This window comes from Shewanella loihica PV-4 (assembly GCF_000016065.1).
In the GTDB taxonomy this organism is placed as follows: domain Bacteria; phylum Pseudomonadota; class Gammaproteobacteria; order Enterobacterales; family Shewanellaceae; genus Shewanella; species Shewanella loihica.
Map to the genome: position 1 here is coordinate 4,403,323 of NC_009092.1, position 18,500 is coordinate 4,421,822.

16 protein-coding genes are annotated in these 18,500 nt (G+C 55.3%); 11 read left to right on the top strand and 5 right to left on the bottom strand.

Going from position 1 to position 18,500, the window contains the following annotated elements:
* The first annotated feature begins 116 nt into the window (after positions 1–116).
* Complete coding sequence (locus SHEW_RS19160; protein WP_011867493.1) at positions 117–908, top strand: glycosyltransferase family 2 protein; 792 nt, start codon at positions 117–119, stop codon at positions 906–908.
* Here SHEW_RS19160 and SHEW_RS19165 read toward each other — a convergent pair.
* From SHEW_RS19165 to SHEW_RS19175, 3 genes are all read right to left on the bottom strand, one after another.
* Complete coding sequence (locus SHEW_RS19165; RefSeq protein WP_223294745.1) at positions 905–2,029, bottom strand: glycosyltransferase; 1,125 nt, start codon at positions 2,027–2,029, stop codon at positions 905–907. The genes SHEW_RS19160 and SHEW_RS19165 overlap by 4 nt on opposite strands.
* The gene (locus SHEW_RS19170) at positions 1,995–3,071 is read right to left on the bottom strand and encodes a hypothetical protein (RefSeq protein ID WP_011867495.1); all 1,077 of its coding nucleotides are present in this window, start codon (positions 3,069–3,071) and stop codon (positions 1,995–1,997) included. The genes SHEW_RS19165 and SHEW_RS19170 overlap by 35 nt, the downstream gene beginning before the upstream one ends.
* A 118-nt stretch (positions 3,072–3,189) precedes the next feature.
* Entirely contained in the window at positions 3,190–4,269 is a 1,080-nt protein-coding gene (locus SHEW_RS19175) for a glycosyltransferase family 9 protein (RefSeq protein WP_011867496.1), read from the bottom strand.
* A gap of 135 nt (positions 4,270–4,404) precedes the next feature.
* Between SHEW_RS19175 and rfbC the strand changes: the two genes are divergently transcribed.
* From rfbC to SHEW_RS19195, 4 genes are all read left to right on the top strand, one after another.
* Complete coding sequence (gene rfbC, locus SHEW_RS19180; RefSeq protein WP_011867497.1) at positions 4,405–4,953, top strand: dTDP-4-dehydrorhamnose 3,5-epimerase; 549 nt, start codon at positions 4,405–4,407, stop codon at positions 4,951–4,953.
* Positions 4,946–6,016 (top strand): dTDP-glucose 4,6-dehydratase, encoded by a 1,071-nt coding sequence (gene rfbB, locus SHEW_RS19185; RefSeq protein WP_011867498.1) that lies wholly within the window; start codon positions 4,946–4,948, stop codon positions 6,014–6,016. The genes rfbC and rfbB overlap by 8 nt, the downstream gene beginning before the upstream one ends.
* A 28-nt stretch (positions 6,017–6,044) precedes the next feature.
* Positions 6,045–6,974 carry a dTDP-4-dehydrorhamnose reductase gene (gene rfbD / locus SHEW_RS19190; RefSeq protein ID WP_011867499.1) on the top strand — a complete coding sequence of 310 codons (930 nt, stop codon included), beginning with the start codon at positions 6,045–6,047 and terminating at the stop codon, positions 6,972–6,974.
* Between the two features lie 65 nt (positions 6,975–7,039).
* Positions 7,040–7,765 carry a 3-deoxy-D-manno-octulosonic acid kinase gene (locus tag SHEW_RS19195; protein ID WP_011867500.1) on the top strand — a complete coding sequence of 242 codons (726 nt, stop codon included), beginning with the start codon at positions 7,040–7,042 and terminating at the stop codon, positions 7,763–7,765.
* A 27-nt stretch (positions 7,766–7,792) separates the two neighbouring features.
* Here SHEW_RS19195 and waaA read toward each other — a convergent pair whose 3' ends face one another.
* Complete coding sequence (gene waaA, locus SHEW_RS19200) at positions 7,793–9,058, bottom strand: lipid IV(A) 3-deoxy-D-manno-octulosonic acid transferase (RefSeq protein WP_011867501.1); 1,266 nt, start codon at positions 9,056–9,058, stop codon at positions 7,793–7,795.
* 285 nt (positions 9,059–9,343) lie between these two features.
* Here waaA and SHEW_RS19205 point away from each other — a divergent pair, with 285 nt between their 5' ends.
* The 5 genes from SHEW_RS19205 to glpG all read left to right on the top strand — a co-directional run bounded on the left by SHEW_RS19205 (position 9,344) and on the right by glpG (position 13,891).
* On the top strand, positions 9,344–9,997 hold the full coding sequence (locus SHEW_RS19205) for a TetR/AcrR family transcriptional regulator (RefSeq protein ID WP_011867502.1): 654 nt from the start codon (positions 9,344–9,346) through the stop codon (positions 9,995–9,997).
* A 416-nt stretch (positions 9,998–10,413) separates the two neighbouring features.
* Positions 10,414–11,607, top strand: a complete 1,194-nt coding sequence (locus SHEW_RS19210) for a glycine C-acetyltransferase (RefSeq protein ID WP_011867503.1) — start codon at positions 10,414–10,416, stop codon at positions 11,605–11,607.
* Positions 11,608–11,617: 10 nt separating this feature from the next.
* Entirely contained in the window at positions 11,618–12,643 is a 1,026-nt protein-coding gene (tdh, locus tag SHEW_RS19215) for an L-threonine 3-dehydrogenase (RefSeq protein ID WP_011867504.1), read from the top strand.
* A gap of 88 nt (positions 12,644–12,731) precedes the next feature.
* Positions 12,732–13,037, top strand: coding sequence for a thiosulfate sulfurtransferase GlpE (gene glpE, locus SHEW_RS19220; protein WP_011867505.1), 306 nt, complete (start codon positions 12,732–12,734; stop codon positions 13,035–13,037).
* A 17-nt stretch (positions 13,038–13,054) separates the two neighbouring features.
* The gene (gene glpG / locus SHEW_RS19225) at positions 13,055–13,891 is read left to right on the top strand and encodes a rhomboid family intramembrane serine protease GlpG (RefSeq protein ID WP_011867506.1); all 837 of its coding nucleotides are present in this window, start codon (positions 13,055–13,057) and stop codon (positions 13,889–13,891) included.
* 132 nt (positions 13,892–14,023) lie between these two features.
* Here glpG and elbB read toward each other — a convergent pair whose 3' ends face one another.
* Positions 14,024–14,677: an isoprenoid biosynthesis glyoxalase ElbB gene (gene elbB, locus SHEW_RS19230; protein ID WP_011867507.1), complete on the bottom strand. Its 654-nt coding sequence runs from the start codon at positions 14,675–14,677 to the stop codon at positions 14,024–14,026.
* A 388-nt stretch (positions 14,678–15,065) separates the two neighbouring features.
* Here elbB and polA point away from each other — a divergent pair, with 388 nt between their 5' ends.
* Complete coding sequence (polA, locus tag SHEW_RS19235) at positions 15,066–17,816, top strand: DNA polymerase I (RefSeq protein ID WP_041406808.1); 2,751 nt, start codon at positions 15,066–15,068, stop codon at positions 17,814–17,816.
* Positions 17,817–18,500: the final 684 nt, after the last annotated feature.

Sequence of the window (18,500 nt, forward strand, 5' to 3'; positions counted from 1 at the left end):
CGCAGTTACAGCGACACCAGCCCATTAACACAAAACCAGCTAATCAATTGAAAAGATAAAATTTATCGCTTCTAACGAGTAAAATTCCGGCCAAGATTATCACTCGTTAAGGCGCCATGAAGACCTCACTCATCATCACCACCTATAACTGGCCCCAAGCACTAAATACTGTGCTCGCCAGCGTCCAGAGGCAAAGCCAGCTTCCAGACGAGGTGATCATCGCCGACGATGGCTCAGGCCCGGCAACACGCGAGCTTATCGACACACTTAAGGCCAGCTTTCCCGTCCCGCTGATCCACAGCTGGCATGAAGACAGGGGCTTTCGTCTGTCAGCCAGTCGCAATCGCGCCATAGGGCTGGCACGCTTCGACTACATCATAATGATCGACGGCGATCTCGTGCTGCACCCAGACTTTATCGCCGATCACCTTGCCGTCGCCGAGCCCGATTGCCTGGTGACGGGCAAGCGAGTGAAGCTGGGACCGACCTTAAGCCAACGAATATTGACGGGCAACGCACGGCCGAGTCTCTTCTCGCGTGGCATCGCCAGGGGCAGAGAGCAAGCGCTTCGCAGCCGTTGGCTGTGCGAGAAAAGCGGCTGGGGCGCGCCGGACTCGATAAAGGGAATACACGGCTGTAACCTGGGATTCTGGCGGCGAGATGCCCTGGCCATCAACGGCTTTAATCAGGCATTCGAGGGCTGGGGCCCTGAAGATAAGGAGTTTGCCCTGCGCATGTACCACAACGGTAAATGGCGCAAGCGGGTAAAGTTTTATGCCGTCGCCTTTCATCTGCATCACAAGGAGAGCTGTCGCCAGCAGCTGGCCAGCAACAATCTTTTGTTTCAGCACACGCTCACCCAGAGGCCAATTCGCTGCGCCCAGGGCATAAGTGAACTCGGCTCTTAAGGTGACTGGCAGAGACTCAGATAGTCGGCGATTATCTTATCAATTGCCACCTGAGTGAGGATCTCACTGTCGGCAAGGCTTGGATAATGCACCAAGGCCTTATCTAGCTTACGACTCAAGGCCTCACTATCCCGCCTTGGCACCAGATATTCGGCGAGCTCTTTTGTCATGATCTCATCCGGCCCATGGGGGCAGAGGGTGCTGACAACGGGCGTACCACAGATCAAAGACTCGATTAGCACGGTGGGCAGGCCTTCATAATCTGAACTCAGCACTAAGAGGCGCGCCGCCTTGATCCAAGGAAAGGGGTTGGCCTGAAACCCGGGGCAGATGATGCGATCGGCCACGCCATGCTTCTTGGCCAGCTTCATCGCCTTCTTGGGGTTGTTACAGAGCAGCACCAGTGGCAAGGGCTTATGCATCTTAGCAAGCGCCTTGAACAGTATGTCATGACGTTTCTGGCGGGCGACGCGGCCAACATGGATAAGGAATTCCCCCTTGGGGATATCCGGGTTCGCCTCAGCGGCCTTTGCCCTTATCGCCTCGACATCGAAGGGATTGTAGATGGTCCGGATGCTACCGGGCACGATTCGACCGCTTTGGTTGATCTCACCTGCTATCCCCTTGGACACTGTGATCAACGCCTGGCCGTTCAGTGCCCGCTTGGCTCTGAGCATGGTGAGATAAGCGATAGGTCCGAGCTTACGCTCGCGCTTCAACTCCTCTTCGATAGAGTTATGCACCACGATATAGAGCGGCGACACGCTGGCGCGGGTCAGTAATAGGTTACTCTTGTCCAGATTAGACAAAATCAGATCGAACTTGCCATGGGTCTGCTCGAGTCCGACGATCCACTGTTTCACCCTGGCCGCCGAGCGGCCTAATCGCCACCAGGCGATGATATGACGGTCGCGCTCATCGAAACAGACATGCAGGGGAATATCCGCTGGCACGGCATAGTCATAATGTGGGGAAAGTACCAGCAGGTGCGGCTCATGCCCTAGGCGTTTCAGCTCTGCCGCCAGGGTCAGGACAATCTTCTCTGCCCCGCCACCGGCGAGGCTATCTATGGCCAAGCCGATGCGTTTACCGCTCACCGACGAGCCCCAAGAGTCGTTCAATCTCCGCCATGCAGATATCCAGTCCCTTAGCCTCGGCCTCTCTGTCCATTTTTGCCGCAAGCTCCTGAGTAGTTTGCGGCTCGAGCAGGCGCTGCACCTGAGCACACATGGCATCTAGCTCGAGATCACAGCTCAGCGCCAGGCCTCGCTTCACACAGCGCTCAATCCGCTTGGGCTGATCCTTAGAGACGGCCACCGCCAGCGTCGGCACCTTGAGGGCGATCGCCTGTAGCAGTGTGTCGCCGCCACTCAGCACGGCACCCGCGGCGCCATCGAGCAGGTTGATAAACTCAAGGCTAGAGAGTCGCTCTATGGCCACGACGCCCTCTAGCCGACGCAGAGCCTTGGGATAGTTGGGGCCAAACACCATGACACTGGGGATCCCCGTCTCTCGATAACAGGCCTGTGCCACCTGGGCGAAACGCTCGGCCGCCAGGGTCGAGCCGACATAATGTCCGCCAGAGCCGGCGCTATAGAGAAGGTAACCCTTTGGCTCTAGGCCATATTCTTGCTGCAAGGCGTGCTGCAAGGCGCTATCTGGCCGCGCGAAGATAGAGCCGGTAAAGATGGGCTCTGCGCGGTTAATCAGGTTTAACTTAAAGCGCTCGAAACGACTGATATCGCCAATCACAAACTCGGGTTGCACCACCCAATGGCTGTCGGTGACCAGGGCACGCTCGAGTTTCATGCCGCGGGCACGCTTACGCTTGTGTTGGCTGATGAAGACTACCTTGGCGCCGCTACGGTTGGCATGTTTAAGCTGCGCCTTGCGGCCGGCGGCATCGAAGATCACTAAGTCAGGCTTGAGCTGCGATACCAGCTGATTCACCTCTTTCACTCGCTTGGTGGGGGTGTCGTTAACCAGATGGGTCGGATAGGGACAATGTTTGGCATAGGGCGCGCGGCTATTGAGCACGAATTCAACCTGCGCCTGCGGCCAACGCTGCATGATCTCATCGGCCACTATGGTGGAACGCATATATTCACCTATCCCCTCTTCACAGGAGACAGGTACAAACAGAAATTTTGGCGCCACTGACATCGACGATATCCCTAAAAATGAATGGGAAAACCCCATCTTCCCTCATTGCATGACTCAGCCGACGGGGGCCAGATGAGCCAATCAAACCTGAAGTCTACCATTAATCGCCAACCCCTGGCTAATGGCTGGCGTGTTGTTGCGGCTCGCTAACTTGGTCACCGGCGCTTGCTTGCGTCAGGCGATCAAACTCCGCCAGCACGGGCGCCACCTGAATCATCTCCATCAGGTGCTCCCCCTTGGCACGGGTCCCCCAGGGTACATCGCCCGAGTGTTGCTGAGCGATCGCCTGGTCATAGACGCTGACCACGCTGTCTAAACAGGTATAGGGCCCGGTGCGTCCAGGATTAGAGTGGGCGTAGAGGCCGATCACTGGCGTGCCCTGAGTCACCGCCATATGGGCCGGGCCGGTATCTGGTGCCAGGACGATACTCGCCTGTTTCAGAAGCGCCAGAAGCTGGGTCAGCGAGGTCTTGCCCACCTGGTTCTCGATGCGGGGATCGCCATGTGAAAGGATCGCCTCGGCCAGCTCACGCTCAATAGGAACCGGGCCGCCGCAGAGCAGCACGCGATAACCCTTCTCAAGCGCATGGTCCGCCACCTGGGCATAACGCTCGGGCAGCCAGTTGCGCTCGGCCTTACTGGCGGCGGCGCAGATCACTAAGATCTTATCCCCATCTGGGATCAGCTGGCGGGCAAACTCGGTATCGGCGACGGGCACGGGAATCTCCCACTTAGGCTTAAGATCCGTGACACCCACGGCCTTGGCAAAGCCCATGAAACCCTCGAGCACATGCGGCGTCGCCAAGGGCTCCACCCGGCGATTGGTCACCAGCCACTGTCCTTCCTTGGCGCGGGCGCGATCGAAGCCCAGACGCACCTTAGCCGAGATAGCCAAGGATGCAATGGTCGCCCTCAGTGCCACCTGCATATGCAGCAGCAGATCGAAGCGACGTCCCTTGAGGGCTCGGCGCAGATTGAAGTAACTGCGCCAGCCCTGAGATTTATCGAAGATCACAAACTCGACGCCGGGCAGATGCTTGAGCAGCTGATACTCAACCTTGCCAATCACCCAAGTGATCTTAAGATCTGGATACTGGCGCTGAATCGCCTGCACCATGGCCACCGCATGACACACGTCACCGATGGCAGATAAACGTAAGAGACACAAAGAGTGGGCAGTCTGCAAATTCAAGCTCATATAGGGGCCGCTGAGAAATAATTAGGGAGTAAGGATCCGCAACGAGTTTAATGTAGAATGTCACTAGGTTCCATGATTAGGCCGTCATAGGAACGAAAATGAACGAAATTCCCTGTTTACCGGCCGGATGATACGATGAAGATCCTGAATACTTCCATTCCAGACGTTAAGCTGCTCGAGCCTCAGGTGTTCGGCGATGAGCGCGGCTGTTTTTTCGAGACATTTCGTCAGCAGTGGTTTAAGGAACACCTGATGGATCTCGACTTTGTGCAGGAAAATCAAAGCCATTCGCTGCAGGGCACGCTGCGAGGGCTGCACTATCAGCTCAGACAGCCTCAGGGCAAGCTGATCCGCGTGGTTAGCGGCGAAATCTTCGATGTGTGTGTCGATCTACGCCGCACCAGCCCGAGTTTCGGTCAATGGACTGGGCACCACCTGTCGGCAGACAACAAACATCAGCTCTGGGTGCCACCCGGGTTCGCCCACGGCTTCTATGTCGTCTCGCCCGAGGCCCACTGCTTCTATAAGTGCACCGACTATTATGCGCCGAATGATGAACACAGCATCCGCTGGGACGACGACACCTTAGCCATCGATTGGCCGCTACTCAGCACACAATCGCCACTCCTGTCGCCCAAGGACAAGGCCGCGGGCACCTTTGCCGAGGCCGATTACTATGAATAGTGAACAGCATCACCCGTTAGCCGGGCGCAATATCTTGATCACTGGCGGCGCTGGCTTTATCGGCTCGGCCTTGATTCGCCACCTCATCGCGCTAGGCGGTTGCCGCGTCGTGAACTATGACAAGCTTACCTATGCCGGCAATCTGGCGTCGCTAGAATCCATTGCACAAGCTCCCAACTACCATTTCATTCAGGCCGATATCAATGATGGCGATACCCTGGGCGGAGCCCTCAGGCAATACCAGATAGATCTGGTGATCCATCTGGCAGCGGAGACCCATGTGGACCGCTCTATCGAGGGGCCCAGAGCCTTCATCGGCACCAATATTGTCGGCACCTTCGAGCTGCTGCAGCAATGCCTAGACTATTATCGCAAGCTGCCGATCGAGATTGCGGCACGCTTTCGCCTGCACCATGTCTCGACCGATGAAGTATTTGGCGACTTAGGCTCAGACGAGGCGGGATACTTTAGCGAGCAATCTCCCTACGCTCCCAGCTCACCTTATTCCGCCAGTAAGGCCGCGGCGGATCATCTGGTGAGGGCCTGGCATCGCACCTACGGCCTGCCGGTAGTGCTGTCGAACTGCTCCAACAACTATGGCCCCTATCAGTATCCGGAGAAGCTGATCCCCGTGACCCTGCTCAACGCCCTGCAGGGAAAATTGATTCCCGTCTATGGCGACGGCAAGCAGATCCGCGACTGGCTCTATGTGGACGACCACGCCCATGCCCTGTGCCAGGTGGCAGCTCGGGGCGAGCTAGGCGAAAGCTACAACATAGGCGGCATGAATGAGATGACGAATCTCGAAGTCGTCAGCCTCATCTGCGATCTGTTAAATCAAAAAGTCACCGAGAAGCCCTGCGGCATCAGCGACTTCAGGCAACTCATCGGCTTCGTCAAAGACAGGCCCGGGCACGACACCCGCTACGCCATTGACGCCAGCAAGCTGAGCCGCACCTTAGGCTGGCAGCCCAGCGAAAGCTTCGCCAGCGGCCTGGAGAAGACGGTGGACTGGTATCTGACGCACCTGGATTGGTGCCATCAGGTGGCGGGCCAGTCATGATGAGCAAGTCCATTATGGGTCCAGCACGATGAAACCGATATTGGTGATCGGTCGTCATGGGCAGGTTTCCCAGGCGCTCAACGCGACTCAGCCAGATTGCTACCAGGTGGACTATCTGGGCCGAGAGGCGCTGGATGTCCGCGACAGCCAGGCGATTAAGAGGTTATTAGAGCAGCAAGGCTATGGACTGGTTATCAACGCCAGTGGCTATACCCAAGTCGACGCCGCCGAGACAGACAGCCAGGCCGCCTTTGCCCTCAATCACCTGGCGGTAAAGGCATTAGCCGAGCACTGCGGTAAACGTAGCATCCGGCTTATCCACCTTTCCAGCGACTATGTCTATGATGGGGTCTTTGATGGGGTCTTCGATGGGGTATTTGATGAGGCTTTTAAGGGGGAGCTCGATAAACAACATTGCCAGCCCTATCGCCCAACGGATACGCCTAACCCGCTGAGTCGCTACGGCGAATCTAAGTGGCACGGCGAGCAGGCAGCGCTGGAATATGGCCTGGGCCATGCCTTCATAGTGCGCACTTCTTGGCTCTACTCCCCCTTTGGCCATAACTTTGTCAAGACCATGCTGACTCTGATGCGCCAGGGTAAACCGCTTAAGATAGTCGACGATCAATGGGGCACGCCAACTTCGGCCATCACCCTTGGACAATTTATCTGGCAACTCATTCAAGTGACAAAGCCAGAACCCATCTACCACTGGAGCGACCTCGGCGTCACCAGCTGGTATGAGTTTGCACGTCAGATATCGGATAGCGCCTATGCATTGGGGCTTCTCGATAAGCCAGCAAACATCAGCCCCATTAGCACCCAGGAATATGGCGCCCCAGCGCCTCGCCCGCACTACAGCGCCCTGGATACCAGTAGCTCCCAGGCTATTTTGCCCGCAAAACGCTGGCAGGATAATCTCATCCAGGTACTGCAACAACTGGCGAAAGAGGGCTGACAGGGCGTCAATATCGGGTACAATTCCCCATAGCGACCATTTAAGCCTGTTGAGCCAGTGAATCTATGCAAATAAAACCTACCGATGCAGGTTGCATCGTCTTTAGCCAAGCTTCGCTCAAGGCGATCACCCCAGATTGGTTTACCTTCGATTACTGGCAAGACCTAGGGGCCATCACAGGCTCTTCAAAGGGCCGCTACACCACCTGGTTTGTCAATCCAGCTCCTCTGAGTCAGGCGCCCGAGGAGGAGTGGGTACTCAGACACTATTATCGTGGCGGCATGATGGAGAAGTTCAGCCGCGATGCCTATCTCTATACCGGGCTTAAGCGTTGCCGGGCGATCGCCGAATTCAATTTATTGGAGCAGCTGTTTAAGGAAGGATTTGCGGTGCCGGAACCTGTGGCGGCGCAGATCCAGCGCAGCGGCCCCTATTATCGCGGCGATATCATCATCAAGCGGATCCCGGGGGCTCGCGATCTGGTGGCCGAGCTAAGCCAGGGACCTATGTCGGATGAAAAATGGCAGGCGCTCGGTGCCTGTATCGCCAAGTTCCATCGCCGCGGCGTCTACCACGCCGATCTCAATGCCAAGAACATACTGCTGGCCGGAGAGAACTTTACCCTGATCGATTTCGACCGCGGCGAGTTGAAGCAGCCTGACAGCAAGTGGCAACAGTCCAATCTGGATCGCCTGCTCCGCTCCTTCAACAAGGAGAAGGGCAAGGCGCCCGAACTGCACTTTAGCCAGGAAAACTGGCAGCTTCTATTAGCGGGCTACGCCCAGGCCTAGCTAGGCCCACAGCTCATAGACTAGGTACTAAGCCTTAATCAACTCGTTAGCCAAGGCAAACTGGGCCGCAAGTGCCCCCTTATTGGCCTCAACCACCTCGAGCCCGGCCTCTCTGGCGACCAGATAGGCCGCCTTATCGTCAAACTTATGCACCAGCTGCTGCGCCAACTCATCGGCATCTTGCACTAAGGCTAAAGATCCCGCCTCCTTGAGCAGGCCAGTGATCTCGGCAAAATCCCAGTGATGTGGCCCCACATAGACGGGCAGGCCGATAGCCGCCGGCTCCAGTGGATTATGGCCACCATTCTCGATCAGGGTACCGCCGACAAAAGCCTGATCCGCCGCGCCATAGAAGCTGAGCAGCTCACCCATGGTGTCGCCCAGCAGCACCTGAGTCTGGTCATCCACCGCATCTTGTTTACTGCGGCGCGCCAGCACTAGCCCTGCGGCCTTCACCCGGCTGGCCGCCGCGTCAAACTGCTCTGGATGCCTGGGCACCAACACCAGCAGGGCATGGGGGAAGCGTATCAACAGGCTCTTGTGCGCGGCGAGCATGATATCAAACTCCCCCGGATGCACGCTGCCCGCCACCCAGACCGGAGTCTCCATCCGCTGCCAAGTCTTACGCAGCTCTTTTGCCTTCTCTAGCAAGTCTGGCGCTATAGTGAGGTCGAACTTGAGGCTTCCCGTGACCTTTACCGGCTCGGCCTCGACGCCCAGGTCGATGAAACGCTGCGCCGCCTGAGGCGACTGGGCGGCGATCAGATCCAGTGAGCGCAACATGGGCAGCGACAGCTTGGGTCGCCCGCGATACTGGTTGGCGGACTTCTCCGACAGGCGGGCGTTGGCCAGCATCAGCCTAATACCCCGGCGTTTGGCCTGATGAATGAGGTTCGGCCACAGCTCAGTCTCCATGATGATGATCTGCTTTGGCTGCAGCTGGCTCAGGAAACGCGCCACACACAGAGGAAGGTCGAAGGGCAGATAGCAGTGCTGCACGCTGCCCGCAAAAGCCTTTATCACCTCGGCCGAACCTGTCGGACTCGTGGTGGTTATGGTAATACTGAGCTCAGGGTAGGCCGCCTGTATCTGTTTAATCAGCGGAATCGCCGCCAGAGTCTCCCCCATGGAGACAGAATGGATCAACAAATCCGCCCGCGACAGCGTCGACAGACCGAAGCGTTCACCCCAGCGGCCACGATAATCCGGGCTCTTGATCGCCCTAATCGCCAGATAGAGAATCAGCAGAGGGCTTAGCAGATACAGCAAGGCAGAATAGAGGGTACGATTCATAGGGGATGGCACTTACACAGGGTCAATTTACTCATAGGCCTTAATAGTAACATATGCCGCTGGCCGGCGGGCGGCAAACAGACGCAGGCCCAAGAAACCTCACCTTGATTTATAAATAGGCAGAAAAACAGGGGGTTAATCTTAACTGGTCTGAGTAGCCATAGATTGACTTTTACCCGCTGGCTGATAACTTCAACTGGAGCCTTTACTCGAATATAGCCCTATGACTCGCGCGCCAGGCAAGGCCGGCCCACGGGTAATAAACCGACCTGACTTAGGATCAAGATGAAGACCCGCGATAAAATCGTCCACGCCGCCCTTGCCCTGTTTAACGAGCATGGTGAGCGCGCCATCACCACCAACCATATTGCCGCGCATCTGGGGATCAGCCCGGGTAACCTCTACTACCATTTTCGTAATAAAGAAGACATCATCCGCTCCATCTTCAGCCTCTATGAACAGCACTTGGAGACAGGCTTTCAGCCCTATGAAGGCAAGAAGGTCGATGTCGACCTCCTGATCGGCTACTTCGACGCCCTCTTCTACACCCTGTGGCAGTTCCGCTTCATGTACGCCAACCTGGTGATCATCCTCAGCCGCGACGAGGTGCTCAATAAGCAGTATACGGTCACCCATGAGCAGGTACTCAAGCGAGCCACCAGTATCCTTACCCAGCTAAAACAGGATGGCGTATTGGTGATCGACGACGCCGAGATCACGCCACTGGCCGACACCATACGCATGGTGGCCTGCTTCTGGATCAGCAATCAGCTCACCCACTCTGAGGCCACCCAGATCACTAAGACCTCCCTCTACGAGGGGCTACTGCGAGTGTTGATGATCTTCAAGGCCTACGCCAGTGAGTCCGCCAGACCCACCTTCATCAGGCTGGAGCAGCACTACCAGGCCCTGGCTAAGGCGGAACAGGAAGAAGACTAAACAACGGATCTGCCACTCACCTCATCATCTGGCCTCTCGCTAAGCCTGTCGTGATAGGACAGTTGTGATATTTCGCATTATTTTTTGTTATGCGAAAGTTGCACTTGCACTAACTTAGTTAATAGCGCAAAAAAAAATGTGGCGCCGGCCGGGTTTAAGGTTAGAATTCGGCCAGCCTAGCGCGATCCATATCCCAGGCGTCCCCTTTTCCGGCAGGCGTGTCGGCAACAATAGATGGTCGAAACTGAACTAGACTTAATCATTCATCGACGGGGCGATACCTGGCTATGACAAGCCTGACTTATGCGTTAAAGATGGTTCCTAACTTATCGCCTTTCCTCGAGTTTATCTGCCAAGTGAGCAGGCTCGGGCAAAGCATACAAAAATAAAACGAGACAGAAAGAAGGAGACTACAGGTGGCAACGACCTCATTCTACGATCAAATCAATCAGCAGCTGGCTGAAGTTAAAGCGGAAGGCTTATACAAGAGCGAGCGCGTTATTGCCTCTCCTCAGAAGACTGAAATCGAAGTCAACGGCCACGAAGTGATGAACTTCTGCGCCAACAACTACCTTGGCCTGGCAAATCATCCCGAGCTGATCACCGCGGCGCAGCAGGGCCTGAGCGATCACGGCTTCGGCATGGCGTCTGTGCGCTTCATCTGTGGTACCCAAGATATTCATAAACAACTCGAAGCCAGCCTGAGCGAATTCCTCGGCATGGAAGACACTATTCTTTACTCTTCTTGCTTCGATGCGAACGCCGGTCTGTTCGAGACCCTGCTGGACGCCGAAGACGCCATCGTCTCAGATGCCCTGAACCATGCCTCTATCATCGACGGTGTACGTCTGTGTAAGGCCAAGCGTTTCCGCTATGCCAACAACGACATGGCCGATCTGGAGACCCAACTGCAGGCGGCAAAGGCAGCCGGTGCCCGTCATATCTTGATCGCCACCGACGGTGTGTTCTCAATGGATGGCGTGATCGCCAACCTCAAAGGCGTCTGCGATCTAGCCGATAAATATGGCGCCCTGGTCATGGTGGATGACTCTCACGCCGTGGGCTTTATCGGTCAAAACGGCCGCGGTACCCACGAGTATTGCGACGTGATGGACAGAGTCGACATCATCACGGGCACCCTGGGCAAGGCCCTGGGCGGCGCATCGGGTGGATTCACCTCGGCGAAGAAAGAGGTCGTCGACTGGCTACGTCAACGCTCGCGTCCTTACCTCTTCTCTAACTCGCTGGCCCCTTCTATCGTCACCGCCTCGATTCACGTGCTGGAGATGCTAAAGTCAGGCCAGGCACTGCGCGAAGCCGTATGGGAAAACAGCCGTTACTTCCGCGAGAAGATGACTGCGGCAGGCTTTACCCTGGGCGGCGCCGACCACGCCATCATCCCTGTGATGATTGGCGATGCCAAGCTGGCCAGCGACTTTGCTAACCGTCTGTTGGAAGAGAACATCTATGTGATCGGCTTCTCCTTCCCTGTGGTACCTAAGGGCCAGGCCCGTATTCGTACGCAGATGTCGGCCGCTCATACCCGCGAGCAGCTAGATCGCGCCATCGATGCCTTCACCCGCATCGCCAAAGAGATGGGAATTATCTAGGAGTCTATCGATGAAAGCCTTAAGCAAACTCAAGCCTGAAGAAGGCATCTGGATGGTTGATGCGCCAAAACCTGAAGTTGGCCACAACGATCTGCTGATCAAAATACGTAAGACCGCCATCTGCGGTACCGACGTGCATATCTACAACTGGGATGAGTGGTCACAAAACACCATTCCAGTGCCTATGGTAGTCGGCCACGAATATGTGGGCGAAGTGGTCGAGATTGGTCAGGAAGTCCGTGGCTTCCAGATTGGCGATCGCGTCTCTGGCGAAGGTCATATCACCTGTGGCCACTGCCGCAATTGCCGCGCGGGCCGCACTCACCTGTGCCGCAATACCTCTGGTGTGGGTGTTAACCGCGAAGGTGCCTTTGCCGAATACCTGGTGATCCCTGCCTTCAACGCCTTCAAGATCCCTGACGATATCTCTGACGATCTGGCTTCTATTTTCGATCCTTTCGGTAACGCGGTGCACACGGCACTGTCGTTCGACTTGGTCGGCGAAGATGTGCTGATCACAGGTGCAGGCCCTATCGGCATCATGGCCGCCGCAGTTTGTCGCCATGTCGGCGCACGCCACGTGGTGATCACAGACGTGAACGAATACCGCCTCGAGCTGGCCAAGAAGATGGGCGCCACCCGCGCCGTTAACGTGGCCAAGGAGAAGCTGGAAGATGTGATGCAAGATCTCGGCATGACTGAAGGCTTCGATGTGGGCCTTGAGATGTCGGGCGTGCCAGCAGCCTTCCACTCCATGCTGGATACCATGAACCACGGCGGTAAGATCGCCATGCTGGGTATTCCTGGCGGCGACATGGCCATCGACTGGAGCAAGGTGATCTTCAAGGGACTCATCATCAAAGGGATCTACGGCCGTGAGATGTTTGAAACCTGGTACAAGATGGCCAGCCTGATCCAATCGGGTCTGGATATCTCGCCAATCATCACACATCACTACAATGTCGATGATTTCCAAGCCGGTTTCGACGCCATGCGCTCGGGCCAATCGGGCAAGGTGATCCTCAGCTGGGATTAATCCCCCGCACCACTCGCAACCGGGGCTGTACTCTCACGGCCCCATGTTGCACACTTTACTTATCCCTCTTTTTCATTACAGGTTGACTATGTCTGCTTTTCAACACCTGAGTGTCAATCAACTCATCCATATGCTGGAAGACAATACCGAGGTACAGGTAGTCGATATCCGCGACGGCGCCAGCTTCGAGGCGGGACAGATCCCCGGCTCGACCAACCTCAACAACGAAAACCTGGCGCGTTATATTGCCGAGGCCGACATGGACAGCCCCTTAGTCGTGGTCTGCTATCACGGCATCAGCAGCCAAAATGCCGCGCAATATCTGCATGAACAGGGTTTCGATGATGTCTATAGCCTGGATGGTGGCTTCCAGGCTTGGCGCGAAGCCCATTAATTTCCAGAGGTACGCCTATGTTGGAACTTGGTCGTCTCCCCAATGAGCGCGCCGCCCAGGCGCTGATCGATTACCTCAAGGGCCAGGGCATAGATTGCCAGCTGCAACATGCCGAACACGGGGTGATCCTCTATGTCGCCCGAGAGCAAGACTACGCCAAGGCGCGCCGCGAATATGAGCACTTCGTGCGCAACCCCTATGACGACAAGTACCTTCAGGCTTCCTGGGAAAACGGCAGTACAGGCACCAAGTTAGACTATGGCGCGCCTGGACTGCAGCTGATGACTCAGTTCCTGTCCGGGGCCGGCCCCCTGACCCTTATCGTCATGCTCAGCTGCACGCTAATCTATCTCGGCTTCATTTTCGGCTTCGCCAATCCTATCTTCGAGGCACTCTCCTTCTTCGCTGCCGTACCCGGGAGCGACACCAGTCAGATCTGGCGCGTATTTACCCCGAGCCTGATGCACTTCTCCGCCATGCATATCATCTTCAACCTGCTCTGGTGGTGGTATCTGGGGGGCAAGATAGAGAACAAGCTAGGGGTGACTCCACTTTTAACCTTACTGCTGATCGCCGGCACCCTGCCGAACCTGCTGCAATATGCCATAGGTGGTCCCAACTTCGGCGGCCTGTCGGGTGTGGTCTATGCGGTTGTGGGTTACACCTGGATCATGGGAGTCAGACGTCCCGAGAAGGGGATAGGCCTGCCACCTGCCTACATAGGCTTCATGTTGGTCTGGCTGGTGTTTGGCTTTACCGATATGTTCGGCCTATCCATTGCCAACGGCGCCCATGTCGGCGGCTTAATGGTGGGCCTGGCCCAAGGCTTTATCGACAGTCGTCGACGGGTTTAATTAACCTCTAGATAAACATGGGCCTTCAGAGAGGTCACGAGATCAATAAGGGCCCATTAAATGGGCCCTTATTCTATTAGCTAATACCAATCACAATGAGTGATCAATTATTTATTGCGGTTTGGTACGAGTTCACGCCAGCTCAATCACCTTCTTCACCAGCTTATCTATGCCGATATGGGCCTGGGCAATATTCTCGGCCAACATATAAGCCGGCGTACTCACCAGTTTACGCGCCTCATCGACGACGATCTGCTCGACATTGGCCTCCACATGTTCTCCGCCCATCAGGTTAAAGGCATGGGCCGTGTCGCTGTCATGGCCTATGGTGCCCTTGGCCTTCTCGCCATAGAGCTTAGGGATCATCACGGGCGAGATACAGATAAAGCCCACCGGCTTATTCGCCTCGACAAACTCGCTGATGAAGGCCTTCACGCTAGGTGCCACCTCACACTCGCTGCCCACCACGGCAAAATTACACAGATTCTTCGCGGCGCCAAAGCCACCTGGGATCACCAGACCATCGAAGGCCTGGATATCTAACTCGTCCGTTGCCTTGATGTCGCCACGGGCAATACGCGCCGACTCCACCAGCACGTTGCGATGCTCACCCACGGCCACCTCACCTGTGAGGTGATTCACCACGTGCATCTGCTCTATGTTGGGTGCAAAACATTGATAACTTACTCCGGCCTGGGTCAGCGACAGCAGAGTCAATACCGCCTCATGAAGTTCGCTGCCGTCGAACACTCCCGCGCCGCTTAATAAAACAGCAAATTTTTTCATTAAAAACTCCTTTAATAGACCGAATAGTTTTAACAACCAGATAACAAAAGGGTTGATCTGATTATTTTTCATGCTAAGTTAGTTCATCGACTCTAACAAGGCCGAGCAATTTCGCCAAGTCAGAGCATAAATATGGATGACAAAATAAAAAATCCACAAATTAGGAATTTTTACTCGGAAGTAATACCTAGTTCACATAAAAATATAATACAAAAACAAATCAACAAGTTGCATCACCCGCTTATGTTCGTCGTCGTGATCCCTACTCGCTGAAACTTTTTTAGCTCACAGACTTATCCACAGGCTGCTGAGTAATTTGCCGTGGCCGAAATCGCCCTAATATGGCATGCTAGCGCCATCATCGCATACCGAAAAAATAGATAAAATTATGCCTAATATCGCTGAAAACCCACTCATTCTTGTGGATGGTTCTTCCTATCTTTACCGCGCCTACTATGCGCCGCCTCACCTGACCAACTCCAAGGGTGAGGCCACGGGGGCTGTGTATGGCGTGATCAACATGCTACGCAGCCTGCTCAACCAATATAAGCCTACCCAGATGGCGGTGGTGTTCGATGCCAAGGGAAAAACCTTCCGCAATGAGATGTATGCCGAATATAAGGCCCACAGACCCCCCATGCCGGACGATCTCAGGACGCAGATCGAGCCGCTGCATCGCATCATTCGCGCCCTGGGGCTTCCCCTAGTCTGTATTCCCGGCGTCGAGGCCGATGATGTCATAGGCACCATCGCCAGACAGGCGAGCCAGGAAGGCCGCGCCGTGCTGATCAGCACAGGCGATAAAGATATGGCGCAGTTGGTGGATGATAAGATCACCCTGATCAACACTATGACCAACACCATCCTAGGCCCCGATGAGGTGAGCGAGAAGTTTGGTGTCGGCCCTGAGCTGATCATCGACCTACTGGCACTGCAAGGCGATAAGGCAGATAACATCCCCGGCCTGCCCGGTGTCGGTGAGAAGACGGCGCTGGCTATGCTACAGGGTGTAGGCGGCGTCGAAGCCATCCTCGCCAACCCAGAGAAGATGCCGGAGCTCGGCTTTAGGGGTGCTAAGACCATGCCCGCCAAGATCGCCGAACATGGCGACATGCTGAAACTCTCCTATGAGCTGGCGACCATCAAGTGCGATGTCGAACTAGAACAAGACTGGCACCAACTCAACATTCAAGGCGCGGATCGCGACGAACTGATCAAATGCTACGGCGAGATGGAATTCAAACGCTGGCTGGCCGAGGTGTTAGACAACAAGTCGAGTGCCAGCAGCCAAGAAGAGGCCGACGAAGTGCCGGCGCCTCAGGCTATCGATACCCAGTACGACACCATTCTGACCTGGGAAGCCTTAGATGAGTGGCTCAAGGCCCTGGCCGCCGCACCACTATTTGCCCTGGATACCGAAACCACCAGCCTCAACTACATGGAGGCCAAAATGGTAGGGCTCTCGTTTGCCATCGAACCAGGCAAGGCCGCCTATCTGCCGCTGGCACACGATTATGCCGATGCCCCAGAGCAGCTCGACAGCGAGCAGGTACTGGCCAAGCTCAAGCCACTGCTGGAAGATCCTAGCCTTCTCAAGGTGGGACAGAACCTCAAGTATGACATGAGCATACTGGCCAATGTCGGCATCGCCCTCAAGGGCGTGGCCTTCGATACCATGCTCGAGTCATATGTATTTAACTCGGTCGCCTCCAAGCACAACATGGATGACCTGGCGCTGAAATACCTGGGTCATAAGAATATCAGCTTCGAAGAGATCGCCGGCAAGGGCGTTAAGCAGCTGACCTTCAACCAGATCCCGCTGGAAACTGCGGCCCCTTACGCCGCCGAAGACGCCGACATCACACTCAGGCTGCATCAGCATCTCTGGCCGAGACTGCAAAAGGCCAGCGAACTTGCTAGCGTCTTTACCGACATAGAACTGCCTCTGGTCAGCATACTGTCTCAGATTGAACGTCAGGGCGTGTTGATCGACAGCATGCTGCTGGGTCAGCAGAGCGACGAATTGGCGCGCAAGATAGACGAGCTGGAACAGAAGGCCTATGAGATCGCCGGCGAGCCATTTAACCTTGGTTCGACCAAACAGCTGCAGGCCCTCTTCTTCGAGAAGCTGGGTTACCCAGTATTGAAGAAGACCCCTAAGGGCGCACCGTCCACCGCCGAAGAGGTGCTGGTCGAGCTGGCCCTGGACTATCCGCTGCCCAAGATCATCCTGGAGCACAGGAGCTTATCTAAGCTTAAGAGCACCTACACAGACAAGTTGCCGCTGATGGTCGATGGCAAGACTGGCCGGGTACATACCAGCTACCACCAGGCCATCGCCGCCACGGGTCGCCTGTCATCCAGCGAGCCTAACCTGCAGAACATCCCCATCCGCACCGAGGAGGGCCGCCGTATTCGTCACGCCTTCGTGGCGCCAGAGGGACGCAAGATCCTCGCAGCCGACTATTCGCAGATCGAGCTGAGGATCATGGCTCACCTCTCCCAGGATAAGGGGCTGCTGAGCGCCTTCGCAGAGGGCAAGGATATTCACAGAGCTACCGCCGCCGAGGTGTTCGACGTCGACTTCAGTGAAGTCACCAGCGAACAGCGTCGCCGCGCCAAGGCGGTGAACTTCGGTCTCATCTATGGCATGTCGGCCTTTGGCCTGGCCCGCCAGCTGGATATTCCACGTCACGAGGCCCAGCAATATATCGACATCTACTTCAAACGCTATCCAGGCGTGCTCAAGTATATGGAAGATACCCGCGCTGCCGCCGCCGAACAGGGATACGTATCGACCCTCTATGGTCGCAGGCTCTATCTGCCGGCCATCAAGGATAGAAACGCCATGCGCCGTCAGGCAGCGGAGCGCGCCGCGATCAACGCGCCGATGCAGGGCACGGCCGCCGATATCATCAAGAAGGCCATGATCAATATCGCCCAGTGGATCGAGACAGAGACCCAGGGAGAGATCACCATGATCATGCAGGTACACGATGAACTGGTGTTTGAGGTCGACGCCGACAAGGCCGACTCGCTCAAACTCAAGGTGTGTGAACTGATGGCACAGGCAGCCTCATTAGATGTCGAGTTGCTGGCCGAAGCTGGCATTGGCGATAACTGGGAACAGGCGCACTAGCCTTAGGTTTGCGAATATGGCTCAACGGATACTCGGCTCAATGCTCAATTAAATCTGAATTGAGCCACAAAAATGCCTCGACTATGCCCCGGCAGACCGGGGCATTTTTTTATGCTGTGAGAGCCATTCACCTTGGCATCTCGCCCTCTCGACCCGCGAAGCCGTAAAAACCACCAAAAATAGTAATATTTTTTCACTTAAGGGCAGTTTTTAGCTAAACAGCTCTTTTAAAGGCAATTTTGGTAAATTTTAGATCAAAAACCTGTGCTTTTATTGAGCACTTTTTTAGACATTGCTCACATTATTGTCGTTTTTTACAAAAAACAGTTTCCCATATTACGACCAATGAAGTATTATTCTCTGCGTAGGGTACAGAGGTTAAGATGTTCTATCTTTCAGACCTTTTTTTATTTCACGTTAAGTGAAAAGCCAAATTCTGGCGCCCCAGCAAGTTACTTGCTGGGGCTTTTTTTCGTCTGAAATTTATTTTAGAGCAAATACTTTAATTTGGATGGGATTCGGGCTATCCTATGACCACTGAGAACTATTGGTCGATGACCGATAGAACTTGAGTCTTGTTGAAATTTAGCTTCTCCCCAAAAGAGCTAATGTATTTTTTGCCGATGGTGTAGCCGTCGGCATTTTTTTTACCCACCATTACTAATCCACTCAAAGAGTTACCCG